A 15,644-nucleotide genomic window follows, 5' to 3' on the forward strand; every position below is an offset into this window, starting at 1 on the left:
TATCGTTGGGGCCAGGCCCGATTTTGCCTCTTGACAATGTCCTGCTCATATTAAAAGGAACGTCCCTAAGTGCCAACCAGGGCAACACCGCAGATAGAGGACGGACAGCGAAAGCCCGCCAGAGCGAGCAAGGTGCCTTCAAGAAAAATGGCGCCGCAGGTTGAGCATAAGTCAGCGAGCGGGTCGCATTTGTGACAAGGTGACGTGAAACGAAAGGGCGCTGACCTTCTGGTCGCGCCCTTGAAGTTGAACGTCAGATTGTCCAAATGCGGCCCGCGCAGCGTCGAGCCGTTACGCGGTTCGTAGAACCGCGTAACTAGTTAGTACATCTTTGCGCCGGCGGGGATGGAGGCGTCGAGCTGGATCAGGTTGAGACGCTCCTCGCCCTCCTCCTCGTGGATGGCACTGATGAGCATGCCGCAGCTGGGAATGCCCATCATCTTGCGCGGAGGCAGGTTGGTGATGGCGAGCAAGGTCTTGCCAACCAGGTCCTCGGGCTCGTAATAAGCGTGAATACCGGAGAGGATGGTGCGGTCGGTACCGGTACCGTCGTCGAGCGTAAAGTTCAGCAGCTTCTTGGACTTCTTGACGGCCTCGCATGCCTTGACCTTCACAGCGCGGAAATCGCTCTTGGAGAAGGTATCAAAGTCGACGAACTCCTCAAACAGCGGCTCAACGGCGATCTTGGAGTAATCGAGCGTGGGCTTAAGCGACTTAACGAATGGGCTCGCGGCGTTGCCGGCCTCTGCAGCCTTGGCGGCAGCGGCACCGGACTGGAAACCCTTCTCGGGCTTCATGTGCGGGAACAGCAGGACGTCGCGGATAGAAGCCTGGTTAGTAAGCAGCATGACCACGCGGTCGATACCAATGCCAATGCCGCCCGCGGGAGGCATACCGTACTCGAGGGCGCGCACGTAGTCCTCGTCATACTCCATGGCCTCGTCGTCGCCGCCGGCCTTCTCGGCCATCTGGGCAGCAAAGCGCTCAGCCTGGTCGACCGGGTCGTTGAGCTCGGAGAATGCGTTGGCGTACTCGTGGCCGGCGATGACCAGCTCAAAGCGGTGAGTCAAACGCGGGTCGTCCTCAAAACGCTTAGCGAGCGGGCTGACCTCGATGGGATAATCGCACACGAAGGTCGGGTTGACGATGGTATCCTCGCCCAGCTCATCGTAAATCTCGGCGATAATCTTGCCGGCGGTCCACTCGGGCTTAATCTCCAGGCCCTTCTCGCGCGCGGCGGCAGCAAGCTCCTCGACCGGCGTGTCGATGGTGACCTGCTTGCCGAGCACGTCGGAGACGATGTCGGTCATGGGACGGCTGGCCCACTCACCAGAAAGGTCGATGGTCTGGCCCTGGTACTCGATGACCTCGGGGTTGCCGATGGCCTTGTTAGCTGCCTTAATGACACCCTGGGCGAGCGCCTTCATGCCCTCGAGGTCGGAGAAGGCACGGTAGGCCTCCATCGTGGTGAACTCGGGGTTGTGGGTAAGGTCCATGCCCTCGTTACGGAAGATGCGGCCGATCTCGAACACGCGCTCAAAACCACCGACGATGCAGCGCTTGAGGTGCAGCTCGGTGGCAATACGCAGGTAGCACTCCTGATCGAGCGCATTGAAGTGAGTGATGAACGGCTTGGCAGTAGCGCCGCCCTGGATGGTCTGCAGGATGGGGGTCTCGACCTCCATGTAGCCGTCGGACTCCATAAAGCGACGGAAGGTGGAGAGAATCTGCGAACGCTTACGGAAGGTCTCGCGAACGTCGTCGTTGGCGATCAGGTCGACGTAGCGCTGGCGATAGCGGGTCTCCTTGTCGGAAAGACCGTGGAACTTCTCGGGCAGCGGACGAACGGCCTTGGAAAGCAGGGTCGCGCTCTTAGGGGCAACGGAAAGCTGGCCGCGCTGGGTGCGCACGACCACGCCGGTCACGCCCAGGATGTCGCCCAGGTCGAGGGCCTTGAGCGTATTCCAGGCAGCCTCGTCCATGTCGTTGATGCGGCAGAACAGCTGAATCTCGGCAGTCGCATCGCGCACGACGATGAACATGATCTTGCCCTGACCGCGCTTGGCGACCACACGGCCGGCGATCTTCACGACATCCTCGGTGTCCTCGCCATCGGCAAGCTCGGCGTACTTAGCCTCGATATCGGCGACGTAGTCCTCAAGCTCAGAGTGCTCGGGATAGGGGTTCTGGCCCGCCTCGAACAGGGCGGCGCGCTTGGCCAGGCGGGTGGCGCGCTCATCGTTGAGCGTCGATGCCTGATCGGCGGCGTTCTGGTTCTCTGCCATAAGTTAGCTCCTCAAACTAAAACGCTCCCCAGGATTCGGTCCCAGGGAGCGAAAACATACCTTTACGCGGGACCGTGGTCTAGCGTGCGATCTTGGCGATGGTGTAGACGCGAGTCTTGCCGGAAGGCGTAACGACCTCGACGGAATCGCCCTCGCCGTGACCAATGATGGCGTGACCGACCGGAGACTCGTTGGAAATCTTGTGCTCGAGCGAGTTGGTCTCGGTGGTACCGACGAGCGTGACTTCCATGACCTCGCCGTTGGGATCAATCAGCGAAACGGTGGAACCGATGGAGACGGTCAGGTCGCCCGTGGTGGCAGCAACCTGAGCGTTGGCGAGGATGGCCTGGATCTCGGCAATACGAGCGGCGTTCTGGGCCTGCTTGTCCTTAGCGGCGTCGTACTCGGAGTTCTCCGAAAGGTCGCCGAACGCGCGGGCTTCCTTGATGTCCTCGACGATCTCCTTGGCGTAATCGCCCTCACGCCAAGCGAGCTCCTCGACGAGCTTCTGGCGGCCCTCAGCGGTCAGTACGATCTGGCTTGCGTCCATACGGATATCTCCCCAACTCTGATCAAACAATCAACTGTCAACAAAACGAAAAAGACCGGCTAGCCTGCGGGCAAGCCGGTCAGGTGCTCACCCCAAAGGGATGGGACTACTCTGCGTCCGCGTCGCTGTCCTCTGCCTGCTTCTTCTTGGCAGCAGCGAGCTTGGCCTCGAGCTCAGCGATCTCCTTGTCCTCCTCGGACTGCTCGACCACGACCTCCTCGGCCTGCTTGGTCTCGGCCTTATCGTCGCCCTCCATACCCTCGCGGATATTCTTGACGGTAGAGCCGAGGGACTTGCCGAGCTTCGGCAGGTTCTTGGGCCCGAAGATAATCAGGACAACGACGAGAATAATGATGAGCTCAGGAGCCCTCAGTCCAAACATGTAGACCTCCACAATACAGCGAGACAAGCTCGAATGAGTATACCGCGGGTATCGCGGTATCACAACAATAGCTAAAAAAAGGGACCGCAAGAAGCGGTCCCTCCTCATGCTCTGGTCGGGTTGACTGGATTTGAACCAGCGACCCCTGCGTCCCGAACGCAGTGCTCTACCAAACTGAGCCACAACCCGTTAGCTCGACTATAGTAACAAAGATTTTCGCCGCGTGCTAGAGAAATTTTTATTTCTTTGAAGCGTCGATTTGAACCGTGTTGGGAATAAGCTCAGTCGCGCAGGCCCACCAGCCATTTTGCTGGGCAGCATCGGCAAGCCTTTCGGCCGTGGCAGCGGTGTCGCAAATGGCAAACGAACAGGCACCCGATCCGCACACATCTACAGCAATGGTGCCGTCCTGTTTACGCAGCCAATCGAGAACCGTTTGAATCTGCGGCTCCATCTGTGCGGAAATGACACCCAGGTTGTTATGGATGAGCGCATATGCCGTCTCGGCATCACCAGCACGCAAGGCAGAAGCTATCGCGCCGGGCTTGTCCGCAGGCACCGGGGCCTCGTCAAAACATCGATAGGCTTCAATTGTCGAAACGCTCGCCTCCCGCGGCTTAACCAGCACAACGGGCGTCGCGGGCAGCACGGAGTACTCAGTTGCCAGCACGTCTCCCCCACCTACGTAAAACGCAGGGCTCGCGTGCAAAAAGAACGGGACGTCGGCACCAATGCCCCGTGCAATGTCATCGAGCGCGGGGTCGGTGCGATCAATGCCCCAGAGCTCTGCCAAGGCGACAATGACCGCGGCCGCATCCGTCGAGGGGCCGCCCAAGCCGGCGCACAATGGAATGCGCTTCTCAATCGTCACGCAGATGTTTGCCTCGCGACCATAATGCTCGGCCATAGCAACCGCAGCCCGATACGCTGTATTCTTTTGCATGGGAAAATCTGATGCCGGAACCGTCTGGACGGTCAGCGCCTGCGCCGGCGTGACCGTCACGGTATCGGAAAGACCGACGGCCGCCATCAGGGAATCGACCCTGTGATAGCCGCGGTCATCGCGCTCGGTATGAACCCCCAGGTAGAGGTTAATCTTTGCCGGCGCGGAAAGAGTCAGGGACCGATCGGTCACCGTTAATGCTCCTCGAGCTGATTGCCGAGCGGGGTAAAGATGTGCTCGCCGCTCTCGGGGTCGAACAGCTCGACCTGACCGGTGAGCACATCGATATACTGGTAGGACTGACGCGACTTGCGGCCGCGACGCTCGTCAACCTCGACAATGAAGACGGCCGGGTGGACGCTCTTGATGGTGCCCATGCGCTCGACGACGCGGGTACGGCCCATGTTGGCCTTAACCTTGACGCGATCGCCCACCATATCGGTCAGCTTCTCGTGGATGTCGTCGACGTGATTGACTTCCATCTCTTCCATGAACAGGGCCTCCAGAAGGTGCAATTCAAAAAGGGGATAATACCCCTAAGATAGACAAAACTCTAATACTATAGCACCCTGTTGTGGCCATACGCAAGTAGCTAAAAAAGCCCGGTCCCAAATACGTACCAGACGACAATCTCGCATGACCAGTTGTTACGCGGTTTGGTAAAACCGCGTAACCTAAAGGTTGTCGGTGTCCAAGACGATGGTGAATGGGCCGTCGTTGACGAGATCGACTTTCATATCGGCGCCAAAGATGCCGTGCGCCACGTGTTCGACATCTTGACGAACGAGCGTCAGGAAGTACTCGTAGAGCTCGTTGGCGACATCGGGGGCGCCGGCATCCGTAAACGATGGGCGGCGACCGTGGCGGCAGTCGGCGAACAGCGTGAACTGCGACACCACGAGCACCTCGCCGTCGACATCGGCAAGCGCCAAGTTGGTCTTGCCGTTCTCGTCCTCGTTGATACGCAGCCCGCGGAGCTTGCCCCACAGCTTGTCGGCCTCGGCACGCGTATCGCCATGGCCCACACCCAGCAGCACCAGGTAGCCGCGTCCAATGCGGCCCACGCACTCGCCGTCGACCGTCACGCCGGCGTTGAGCACGCGCTGCACCACCGCACGCACGGTCTACTCCTCGCCCGTCAGCTTGGCGGACAGATGCTCGAGCGCGTGGAAACGATGGCTGATGGCGTTCTTCTCGTCAGCCGTCAGCTCGGCCATGGTCTTGCCCGGCGTGTCGACCGGCAGGAACAGCGGGTCGTAGCCAAAGCCGTGATCGCCGCGGCCCTCGTGCGCGATAACGCCCTCGCAGGCGCCCTCGCCATAGGTGACCAAACCGTCCGTGTCGATGAGCGCGACGACGCTCATAAAGCGCGCGGTGCGATCCTCGTCGGCCACGCCATCCAGGTTAACGAGGAGTTTGGCGTTGTTGGCGGCATCGTCGCCGTGCACGCCCGCATAGCGCGCGCTATACACACCGGGCTCACCGTCCAGCGCGTCGACGACCAAGCCCGAATCGTCGGCGATGGCCATAAGGCCCGTCTCCTCAACCGCGGCTTGGGCTTTGATGATGGCGTTCTCCAAAAACGTCGTGCCGTTTTCCTCGGGATCCTCAAAATCACCCAGCTGGCCGAGCGCCACAAAGCGCACCTCGGGCATGACCTTGCCCAAAATGGCCTCGATCTCGGTGAGCTTATGGGCGTTGCCCGTTGCCACGACGATGGTCGCCGCCGGGTCGAGGGTGTCGATGTCAATCTTCTCAAGTGCCATGACTGGCCTCCTTGTCTCTATAGCAAGCCGCGTGAGGGGCGTTTGGGCACTTGACCTCTCCCCTCTCAGGCGATCGGACCTTTCAACGCAGCATTTCAGCAGATAAAACCTACCAAAATAAACCTGTCCCTTTTTGGCAGGTTAGGCGATGGCTTGGCGCTGAAGCTCGATGAGCTCGGCGACACCCTTGTCACCCAGGTCAAGCAGGGCGTTGAGGCGTTTGCGGTCGAAGGGCGCCTGCTCGCCGGTGCCCTGGAGCTCGATCATCTCACCGGTATCGGTGGCGACGAGGTTCATGTCGACCTCGGCATGACTGTCCTCGGAATAATCGAGGTCAAGTAGCGTATTGCCGTCGACAACGCCCATAGAGATGGCAGCCACCTGGCCGGTAAGCGGGATGCGCTCGATCTTGCCCGCCTCGACCCACATGGCAAGGGCGTCGTGCAGCGCCACCCAGGCGCCGGTGATGCTCGCTGTACGCGTGCCGCCATCGGCCTGAATCACATCGCAGTCGACGGTGACGGTGTACTCGCCGAGCGCCTTCATGTTGACGACGGTACGCAGGCTGCGGCCAATGAGGCGCTCGATCTCCATGGAGCGACCCTTGCGGTTGGCGTGCTCGCGCTTGCAGCGCTTGCCGGTCGACGCCGACAGCATGGCGTATTCCGCGGTCACCCAGCCGGCCTTAGCTCCCTTTCGCCAGCCCGGCACGCCCTCCTCGATAGTGGCGGCGCACAGCACGCGCGTGTCACCGAACTCGGCCAAACACGAGCCGTGGGCGTGCTTCATGACGCCACGGGTGAGCTTAACGGGGCGCAACTCGTTGGCGGCGCGGCCGTTGGCGCGGTTGACCTGCATGTACTCCATAGAAATATCCTTTCGGCAAAATATGTGGCGAAGGCTTTGGCGGCTGCCTTACATCTATTTCAGCTCATCGATATCGATATGTTCGATGCTCTTGAGCGGCTGACCAAAGATAAAGCTGCCCGCCACCGCAAACTCGGCAATGTTATCGGCCGTCGTGGCAAAACGATGCTGCGGCTCGGCGGCGTCGCCCGCCAGCTGCTCGCGGCGCGTGAGGATATCGGTCAGCTCGCGCGTGGTCTCCTCGGCGGAGCTCACGACGCGCACCCCAGGCCCCAGCGCATGGCGGATAGGTCCCACCAACAGCGGGAAATGCGTACAGCCGAGCACCACGGTATCGATACCGTGGTCGCGCAGCGGCTCAACCGTGGCACCCACCAGCGCACGCACGGCAGGCGTATCGAAGATATCCTCGTTCTCAAGCCACTGTTCCTGCAGATGTGCACCCGAGGCAAGCTCGTGTTCGACAACCTCGACAAAGCTCGAGGCAGGACAGCCGTATACATCGACGCCGGCATCTAGATCCTGAATGGCGCGCGTGTAGGCGCCCGAGCGAATGGTGAGGTTGGTGGCGAGCACGCCCACGCGACGCGAGCGGGTGCTGTTGATTGCTGCACGGGCACCCGGCGCAATCACACCGATGACGGGAACGTCGAGCACCTGCTGGGCCAGACGCAAGGCCGCAGCGGTCGCCGTGTTGCAGGCGATGACCATAATCTTGACGTCGTGCTTCGAAAGCCAACGACCCGCCTGCAACGCAAACGAGCGCACCTCATCCTCGGTACGCGTGCCGTAGGGACAGCGCTTGGTGTCGCCAAAGTAGTAGACGGACTCGTGCGGCAGCGCCGTCGCGATGGCGCGCGCAACCGTCAGACCGCCCAAACCAGAATCGAACACGCCAATCGGGCGCGTGTCGCCTGCCGAATTCTCGATATCGGACATTACCTCACCAGTCTCTCTCGAAAAGACATGTCCAAGTGCGGCGGCGGCGCGCTACGAACGCGCCGCGACCAGCAGCTCTGCCGTCGCCGCCCAACCGTCGACAATTTTGCCACGCGTAACGAAAGCGTTCTCGCAAGCAGCCAGAAACTCGGGCGCGCCGGCGCTCGTCAGGCCATTCTCGACCAGGCAGAACGTGCCCACGTGATCGGCCATGTAGAAGTCGGACTCGGAATCGCCGAGCGCGAGCGTCTCCTCGCGCTCGATCCCTAGGTGCTCGCAGAAGCGCGCAATGGCGACGCCTTTGTTGAGGCCCGCGGGGTTGATGTTGAATGCGCGACCGTCCTCGACGCGATCGAGCTCGAGCGTCGTCGGCTTGGACAGATGCGTCAGGTGACCGTTGCAGGCCCACACCAGGCCGCAGCCGGCCTCGTCCAGGATGGCCTGAACCTCATCGTCGGGCACATCGCCGCGCATGCCGACGGTGACCTCACGGTACTTGTAGCCGGTCGACATGTCGTTGTGATACTCGATCTTGTGCGGCCAGCGGGCGAGGATCTTCTCGCACACGCCGGTCTGCTCGATCACCTGGTGCGGCGTGAGGCCGCAAGAGGGGTCGTAGGGCATGTCGCCGGTCAGATACTCCCAATCGTTGGCTTTGAGGTCGTACATGACCAGGCCGCCCATCTCGCCGATGTAGGAGTTGAGGCCGAGCACGCGCGCGTCCTCGTGGATCATGGTACGGTTGCGCCCCGAGGTGGGAACCACCTGAATGCCAGCGCGAGCGAGCGCCACGACGGCCTCAACGAGTTTGGTCGAGGGGTTGCCGTCGTTGTCGCGCAGCACGCACGAGCCGGGTGCGAGCATCGTGGCATCCAGGTCGGTAAAGACGTACTTGACCTTGGCCAAGCGCTCGCGCATCTCGCCCGAAAGCTCGGCAACGGTCGGCAGGGTGTTGTGGGACATGGTTACTCCGTTTACGTAGAAGGGTTTGGACTTGGACGGCATGTTTTGATTGAGGGAACACGCTTATGGCGACAGCGCACTCAGGACGCCGCCGCCATCATGGTTCATTAGTCAAACTGGGTAACATCGATCAGGCGATTGGCCAGCGAAAGGTCGCTCTCGATGGGCACGAACTCGTCGCCCACGTGCATGAGCTCCTCGTCACCCTTTGCCAGCAGCAAGACAATGGTGGGAGCATCGGGGTTGACGTACTCCTCGCGCGCCGCCTTGAACGCCGCATGCACAGCGGCTTCGCGGTCGAGGATGATCTTGTTCGGCGTATCGTCGGGAACATGCTCGGCAAGCTCGCGACAGACCTTCATCGGGTCCTCGTGAGCCGGGTCCTCATTGGCAAAGATCATCAGGTCGGAATACGGTGCGGCCTCGCGCGGAAGCTGCTCGCGGCGCTCCTGCGCCTTGCCGCCGGCAGCGCCAAACAGCGCAATGACGGGGCTAGCGGGAAACGCGCGCTTCACCGACGAGAAAAGCGAACGGAACGAAAGCTGGTTGTGCGCATAGTCGACGACGCAGATCACGCGGCCGTCCTTCGACTCCACGACCTCCATACGGCCCGGCACACGCAGTTTGGAGAGGCCCTTCTTGATAGCCTCGATACCGATGCCGATCTCGCGCGCAGCGGCGATAGCGACCAGCGCGTTTTCCACGTTAAAGTCGCCCGCGATGCCCAGCAGGACCTTCTCCCCCGTCTCGGAATCGTCGGCACACAGGCCATGCAAGTTGAACTCGATGCTAAAGCCGACCATGCGTACGTCGCTTGCCCACAGGCTCGCCTCGGGATGCTCGACCCCAACGGTCACCAAGCGATCGGCCGTCGACGCTGCCTCTAGCACACGGTCAACCTCTTCGGTGCCTAGATTCACCACGGCGGTCTTTGCCTGGTCAAAGATCCTGAGTTTGCTCTCAAAATAATCCTCAAACGTGGGGTGTTCGATCGGCGAGATGTGGTCGCGGCCGATGTTGAGGAAGCACGCCACGTCAAACGGCAGATTCTCGACGCGTTGGTACTTGAGCGCCTGGCTCGAAACCTCCATGACCATGGACTGGCGACCGGACGTGCGGCAGTTGGCGATATGGCGCCAGACCTCGGGGGCCTCGGGCGTAGTATTGGTGCTCTCGTAGCACTCGATGCCATCGTCGGTACTCACCGAGCCGATCATGCCGCAGGACTCGCCCGCCGCTTTGATAATCGACTGGAGCATAAAAGCGGCCGTGGTCTTTCCCTTGGTACCGGTGATACCCACGATCTTGACGTCGTGGTCGGGACGGTCGTAGACCTCCGGCGGCAACAGGGCCATGGCCGTGCGAACGCTATCAACAACCAGCATCGCAGCACCGCTCTCCTGCGCCAGCGGCTCCAGAGACTCGACCAGTGACTCCTCGCACACAAATGCGACGGCGCCCGCATCGAGCGCCATGCTCAAAAACGCGGGCTTAAAGGCAGCACCTTTGCAGAAGAACACGTCACCTGCCGAGACCGCGCGCGAATCAAACGAGCAGCCGGTCACGGCACGCTCGTCAACCTGCTCTGATGCGCGCAGCTCGCCGCACACATCGAGAAGCTTGGCAAGCGTATCGACCGTGGTCACGGTCGCGGAATCCGAATGGTGCATCTTTCACCTTTCTCAGCCATTTGGCAGGGACGGTTTTATAGTAACTGAAACGCACCCACGCAAAAACGGCTCCCGGAGGAGCCGTTACGCGCAGGCGTTCGTCAGCCGAGGCTAGGCAGCCCGAACAGCGGGCTGGTCCTCGTCGATAAAGAAGCGCTTGTACCACACCAAGAACACGAGCGGCGTATAGATCTTGCGCTGGAAATCGCCCTTGCCCGCAAAGTGCAGATCGAGCAGGTGCATGAGTTCGTCGGTATTGAAGAACTCGCTTGCCCACGGCGCGGTGAAGTACTCCTTGACATAGTCGTACCACTTTTGCTCGCGCAGCCAGTAGACAATCGGCACCGGGAAGCCCACCTTGGGACGGGTGGCCCACTCATCGGGCAGCGACTTGTTGGCAGCGTGGCGGAGTACCTGTTTGTTGCCGTTCTCGTTGATGCGGTAGCGGTCGGGAATGTGCTCGGCGAACTCCATGACTTTGCGGTCCAGGAAGGGCACGCGCAGCTCCAGTGAGTGTGCCATGCACATCTTGTCGGCCTTGAGCAGAATGTCGCCCGGGAGCCACATGTTCATGTCCAGGTACTGCTTCTTGACCAGTTCGGGCTGACCCTTCACGCGTGCGTAGATGGGTGCAGCGAGCTCAAAGGCGCCGTCGCCGGTGTTGTACTCGGGCTTGAGCACGCCGTCGACCTCGCGCTCCGGCCATACCAGAGCCTGTCCCAGGAACGACTTCTCGGGGATCTCGGCACCCTTGACCAGGAAGTTATGTCCCTTGAAGTACGGCATATGCAGCGCCAGGTTACCGAGCGCGCGACGGATGGGCAGCGGCACCATCTTTTTGTACTTGCGCACCGGGACCGTATCCTCGTAGTAGGCGTAGCCGCCAAAGAGTTCGTCGGCGCCTTCGCCCGAAAGCACCACGGTGACGTCCTTGCGGGCCATCTCGGCCAAGAACCACAGCGGCACGGAAGACAGGTTGGACTGCGGCTCGTCCATGTGATACTGGATGTCCTCGAGCGCACCGAAGAACTCGTCGGCGGTAATCATCTTGCGAACGTTTTCGACGCCGAGCTTATCGGAAAGCTCCTTGGCGTAGTTGGTCTCGTTGAAGTTCTTGTAGTCAAAGCCCACCGAGAAGGTCTTGTCGGGCATGAGGCAAGCGGCGATGTAGCTGGAGTCGACGCCACCGGAGAGGAACGACGCGACCTTGACGTCGGCGATGCGATGGGCCTCGACGCTCTCGTGCACGACCTCGTCCAGCTCATCGACATACTCTTCGAACGGCTTCTCGACGGCAGAGTAATCGCAATCCCAGTAGCGCTCGATGTTCATCTTGCCGGTCGGGATATCGACGGTAAAGTAGTGCGCCGGCGGCAGCTTGTAGACGCCCTCGAAGAAGGTCTCCTCGGTTGCCGAATACTGCAGCGTCATGTACGGACGCAGGGCCTTTTTGTTGACCGCCTTGTGGAAGTGCGGGTAGTCTAGGAAGCTCTTGATCTCGGAGCCAAAGAGCACGCCCGGAGCGCCGTCGCCCGCATCGGCCATGGGATAGTAGTAAAGCGGCTTGATGCCAAAGATGTCACGGGCGCCAAAAAGCTTGTTCTTCTTTTTGTCCCAGATGACGAAGGCGTACATACCGCGCAGGCGATCGAGGACAGCCTCGCCCCACTCCTCGTAGCCGTGCAGGAGGCTCTCGGTGTCGGCGCCGCAATGGAACTTGTAGCCCTTGGCTTCGAGCTCGGAACGGAGTTCTTGGAAGTTGTAGATCTCACCGTTGAAGACAATGACGACGCTGCCGTCCTCATTGGCCATGGGCTGAGCGCCGGCCTCGGTCAGGTCGAGGATCGACAGGCGGCGGAAGCCCAGGGCAACGCGGCCGTCGATAAACTGACCGCCCATGTCGGGACCGCGATGGACGATGCGGTCCATCATCTTGGTGAGCACCTCGGATTGGTTATCCGTCCCACCGACAAAACCGACAAAACCGCACATATACTATCCCCTCTGCTGTTGCTGGGCATCAAATCGAATCAGTAGCTTTTGAGTATACCCGAGGGCGTAAAGAGGGGCGGAATGTTCAGGCAATCTCAACTGAATCAGCTCCGCTGCGACACGTGCCAGTTACCTTTAATGGATATGAGATGAATGAGGCGATTGTTTTGCTATACTCTCTCCGCACGGGCGATTGGCGCAACGGTTAGCGCAGGTGCTTTACACGCACAAGGCTGGGGGTTCGAATCCCTCATCGCCCACCACTGATTTGATAGGCTCCCAGCAATGGAAGCCTTTCTTTTTTGGGCCCAGCGCATGGGATTCGAACCCGACAGGGTGCGGAGCTGAGGAAACGCGCAAGCGTTTTCCAGCGCAGCACGCGAGGGCCGTAGGCCCGAAGCGAAAGCGGGCGGCGTCAGCCGCACGCGACATCCCTCATCGCCCACCACTGAATTGTTAGGCCTCCAGCGATGGAGGCCTTTCCTTTTTCAGGCCCAGCGCATGGGATTCGAACCCGCCAGCACGTCTGTCACAAAGGCCGTGGTCAAAAAATGGCAAAAATGAGTACTGTTACTTTGCTTGCAACATATAAAAAGATAGCATTTGCTTAAGTTACGCAACATGTGTCCATTATAAGGACTAACAGTTGGATTAAAATCGTGTATTCATCGCCATTTCGTCTTGCTATCTAGCCTTATTAGTCCAAAATTGCTGCTACCAAATCGGTAACAGTACTCATATTTGATGTTTTTTGACCAGCAGGTCTCCCCCGCCTTAGCAAATCTAAGACAAAACGGGGTCCAGACCGCTGAATCGTGCCGCATATGGCACGTCCGCAGTCCGGGACCCGGTCCAAATTGAGTTATTGCGCCGTGTTAGGCCAAAACGTCCGACAAAATCTCGATCAGGTTGTCCACGTCGGCTTCCTCGCAGACGAGTGGCGGCAGGAAACGCAGCGTATGGGCACCCGTAGCGTTGATTACGGCACCGGCGGCCAGCGCGCGGGCAACAACATCATGCGCGTCGCCCGCGGCATCATCCAAATCACAGCCGAGCATCAAGCCGCGACCACGTACCTCGGTCACGTGCGGCAGCTTGGCGAGCTTTGCCTCCATATAGGCACCCACCTTGGCAGCATGGTCGGCATAATCGCCGCGCACAAGCGCGGAGAGCGTCGCGGCGCACGCCGCGACGGCCAAGCAGCTACCGCCAAAGGTCGAGCCGTGGTCGCCTGGCTTAAACACGTCGGCAATCTCCTTCTTTGCCACGACGGCACCCATGGGCACGCCATCGGCAATGCCCTTGGCAAGGCTCATGATGTCGGGCTCCACACCATAGGTTTGGAATGCAAACGGCTTGCCGGAGCGGAAGATGCCGCACTGGACCTCGTCGGCGATAAGCACGGCTCCCACTTCGTGTGCCAGGTCGCGCGCTGCCGCCATAAACTCCTCGGTCATGGGGTGCACACCACTCTCACCCTGGATCGGCTCGAGCATCACGGCACAAATCTCGCTCCCCAGCTGCTTAAAGATCGCACGCAGCTCGTCCACATCGTTGGGCGTACAGGCCACAAAGCCACCCGGCAGCGGGCGGAAGCTGTCCTGCAGCCAATCCTGCATGGTGGCGGCAATGGTCTCGAGCGTACGGCCGTGGAAGCCGCCGCGCATGCACACGATGGTGTTGCCGCCATTACCGGCACGCTTGGCGTACAGGCGCGCGAGCTTCATCGAGCCCTCGTTGGCCTCGGCGCCAGAGTTGGCAAAGAAGGTCTCCCAAACCTGCTCATCCGCAGCCGGGGCACCAAGAGCAGCTGCCGTGGTCTCATCGCCGGCGGCAATGGCATCGGCAAGCACGCGCGCACCATCTACGTCGTCGTTAGCAAGCTTGGACAGCAGCGCCGCGACCTGTCCGCGCTGCTCGATGTAGAAGTAATTGGAGACATGCATGAGCTTTTTGGTCTGTGCCTCGAGCGCCGAGAGCACAGCCGGGTCGCCATGACCTAGGCTGCACACGCCGATGCCGGCAAGAAAGTCGAGGTACTCACGGCCATCGTCGCCGGTGAGCTTCATGCCGTGACCCTCGACAAACTCGACCGGAGAGCGGCCAAAGGTATGCATAACGTAATGGGATTCAAGCGATTGCTGAGCTGCAAGTGACATGGGATGCCTTTCGTTGGGCGCCAGACGGCGCGGGGCTATGGGTGCAGGAATGGGGCGGCTGCGGGTCAGCTAGACCGTCTGAAGCTTCTCGACCTCGTCAAGGTTCTCGGTCAGACGCGCAGCAAACGTCGAAAGCGGATGCGGATGCGTATCGAACTCGTAAGCCGTCTCGGTGGAATGGATCACGGTGCCGACGCCGGCATCGGTCAGCAGCTCCAGGAGCAGCGAATGCGGCGTAGTACCGTTAATGATGTGGGCACGAAATACGCCGCCGGTAAGCGCATCGACGGCCGCACGCAGCTTGGGAATCATGCCCTTATCGACCTCGCCGCCGTAGAGCATTTCGTTAACCTCGTCGAGCGTTAGGTTGGAGATAAGCGAGTCCTTGTCGCTAAAGTCCTTGTACAGGCCATCGACATCGGTCAAAAAGATCGCCTTATGCGCGTGGAGCGCTGCCGCAACGGCACCGGCGGCGGTGTCGGCGTTGATGTTGAAGAAACCGCCGTCCTCCCCCGCCGCGACGGTAGCGATGACGGGGATGTACTCGCTATCGAGTAAGCGCTCGATATAGTCGGTGTTGACGTGCGTCACTTTGCCCACGCGACCGAGCTCGGGGTCGAGCGGCTCGGCGATGAGCGTGCCGGCATCGCTGCCCGACACGCCCACGGCCAGGTTGCCGTGGTGGTTGATGGCAGCAACCAGCTCCTGGTTGACCTTGCCGCCCAGCACCTCGCGCACGATATCCATAGTCGCCGGCGTGGTCACGCGCTGGCCGTTCTTAAACTCGACGGGAATATCGTAATGGCTCAGCGCCTCGTTGATAGCCTTGCCGCCGCCGTGCACGATGACGGGGCGCATACCGATGATCTTGAGCAAAACGATGTCGCTCATCACGTCGCGGCGCAGCTGCTCATCAACCATGGCGGCTCCGCCATATTTGATAACAACCGTCTTGCCGGTCAGGTTCTTAATCCACGGCAGCGCTTCGAACAGCAGCTGCGCGGTTGCTTCGTTGGATTCGCTCGAACGACAATCGCGTGCGAATTTCATAATCTGCCTCGTCTTTCGTATCGTTATCGCGCCGTGCTCCGCTGCCCGCAATCGCGGCAAGATGCGCAGCGTGCCCGG

Annotated in this window: 14 protein-coding genes and 2 tRNA genes; 1 reads left to right on the forward strand and 15 read right to left on the reverse strand. The window is 60.5% G+C overall.

Annotation, left to right across the window (positions count from 1 at the left end; genetic code table 11):
• Nucleotides 1–320: 320 nt before the first annotated feature.
• The 13 genes from lysS to asnB form a co-directional block, all read right to left on the reverse strand.
• Nucleotides 321–2,285: a lysine--tRNA ligase gene (gene lysS / locus ARB25_RS06445; RefSeq protein ID WP_055286751.1), complete on the reverse strand. Its 1,965-nt coding sequence runs from the start codon at nt 2,283–2,285 to the stop codon at nt 321–323.
• 79 nt (nt 2,286–2,364) lie between these two features.
• Nucleotides 2,365–2,835, reverse strand: coding sequence for a transcription elongation factor GreA (gene greA, locus ARB25_RS06450; protein WP_006234960.1), 471 nt, complete (start codon nt 2,833–2,835; stop codon nt 2,365–2,367).
• Nucleotides 2,836–2,941: 106 nt separating this feature from the next.
• Nucleotides 2,942–3,217, reverse strand: coding sequence for a twin-arginine translocase TatA/TatE family subunit (gene tatA / locus ARB25_RS06455; protein ID WP_022094895.1), 276 nt, complete (start codon nt 3,215–3,217; stop codon nt 2,942–2,944).
• Nucleotides 3,218–3,329: 112 nt separating this feature from the next.
• Nucleotides 3,330–3,406: transfer RNA gene (locus tag ARB25_RS06460), tRNA-Pro, on the reverse strand.
• 49 nt (nt 3,407–3,455) lie between these two features.
• On the reverse strand, nt 3,456–4,352 hold the full coding sequence (gene ispE, locus ARB25_RS06465; protein ID WP_055286753.1) for a 4-(cytidine 5'-diphospho)-2-C-methyl-D-erythritol kinase: 897 nt from the start codon (nt 4,350–4,352) through the stop codon (nt 3,456–3,458).
• A gap of 2 nt (nt 4,353–4,354) precedes the next feature.
• Nucleotides 4,355–4,651 carry a Veg family protein gene (locus ARB25_RS06470; protein WP_006234957.1) on the reverse strand — a complete coding sequence of 99 codons (297 nt, stop codon included), beginning with the start codon at nt 4,649–4,651 and terminating at the stop codon, nt 4,355–4,357.
• Between the two features lie 183 nt (nt 4,652–4,834).
• Nucleotides 4,835–5,281 (reverse strand): D-aminoacyl-tRNA deacylase, encoded by a 447-nt coding sequence (gene dtd, locus ARB25_RS06475; RefSeq protein WP_055286755.1) that lies wholly within the window; start codon nt 5,279–5,281, stop codon nt 4,835–4,837.
• Nucleotides 5,282–5,284: 3 nt separating this feature from the next.
• Complete coding sequence (gene rdgB / locus ARB25_RS06480; protein ID WP_055286757.1) at nt 5,285–5,926, reverse strand: RdgB/HAM1 family non-canonical purine NTP pyrophosphatase; 642 nt, start codon at nt 5,924–5,926, stop codon at nt 5,285–5,287.
• 141 nt (nt 5,927–6,067) lie between these two features.
• Nucleotides 6,068–6,793 carry a ribonuclease PH gene (rph, locus tag ARB25_RS06485; RefSeq protein WP_055286759.1) on the reverse strand — a complete coding sequence of 242 codons (726 nt, stop codon included), beginning with the start codon at nt 6,791–6,793 and terminating at the stop codon, nt 6,068–6,070.
• A 54-nt stretch (nt 6,794–6,847) separates the two neighbouring features.
• A complete protein-coding gene (gene murI / locus ARB25_RS06490; RefSeq protein WP_055286761.1) occupies nt 6,848–7,732 on the reverse strand; it encodes a glutamate racemase in 885 nt (294 codons plus the stop codon).
• A gap of 51 nt (nt 7,733–7,783) precedes the next feature.
• A complete protein-coding gene (locus ARB25_RS06495) occupies nt 7,784–8,695 on the reverse strand; it encodes an HAD family hydrolase (RefSeq protein ID WP_055252310.1) in 912 nt (303 codons plus the stop codon).
• Between the two features lie 107 nt (nt 8,696–8,802).
• Nucleotides 8,803–10,365 (reverse strand): Mur ligase family protein, encoded by a 1,563-nt coding sequence (locus tag ARB25_RS06500; RefSeq protein WP_055286763.1) that lies wholly within the window; start codon nt 10,363–10,365, stop codon nt 8,803–8,805.
• A 111-nt stretch (nt 10,366–10,476) separates the two neighbouring features.
• Entirely contained in the window at nt 10,477–12,357 is a 1,881-nt protein-coding gene (asnB, locus tag ARB25_RS06505) for an asparagine synthase (glutamine-hydrolyzing) (RefSeq protein WP_055286765.1), read from the reverse strand.
• A 187-nt stretch (nt 12,358–12,544) separates the two neighbouring features.
• Between asnB and ARB25_RS06510 the strand changes: the two genes are divergently transcribed.
• A tRNA-Val gene (locus ARB25_RS06510) sits at nt 12,545–12,620 on the forward strand.
• Between the two features lie 612 nt (nt 12,621–13,232).
• On the opposite strand, the gene ARB25_RS06515 is transcribed toward ARB25_RS06510, so the two are convergent.
• A complete protein-coding gene (locus ARB25_RS06515) occupies nt 13,233–14,516 on the reverse strand; it encodes an aminotransferase class III-fold pyridoxal phosphate-dependent enzyme (protein ID WP_055286767.1) in 1,284 nt (427 codons plus the stop codon).
• A 69-nt stretch (nt 14,517–14,585) separates the two neighbouring features.
• A complete protein-coding gene (gene argB / locus ARB25_RS06520; protein WP_055252306.1) occupies nt 14,586–15,566 on the reverse strand; it encodes an acetylglutamate kinase in 981 nt (326 codons plus the stop codon).
• Nucleotides 15,567–15,644 lie beyond the last annotated feature (78 nt).

Origin of the sequence: Collinsella aerofaciens (genome assembly GCF_001405375.1) — a bacterium.
GTDB classification, from domain to species: domain Bacteria; phylum Actinomycetota; class Coriobacteriia; order Coriobacteriales; family Coriobacteriaceae; genus Collinsella; species Collinsella aerofaciens_F.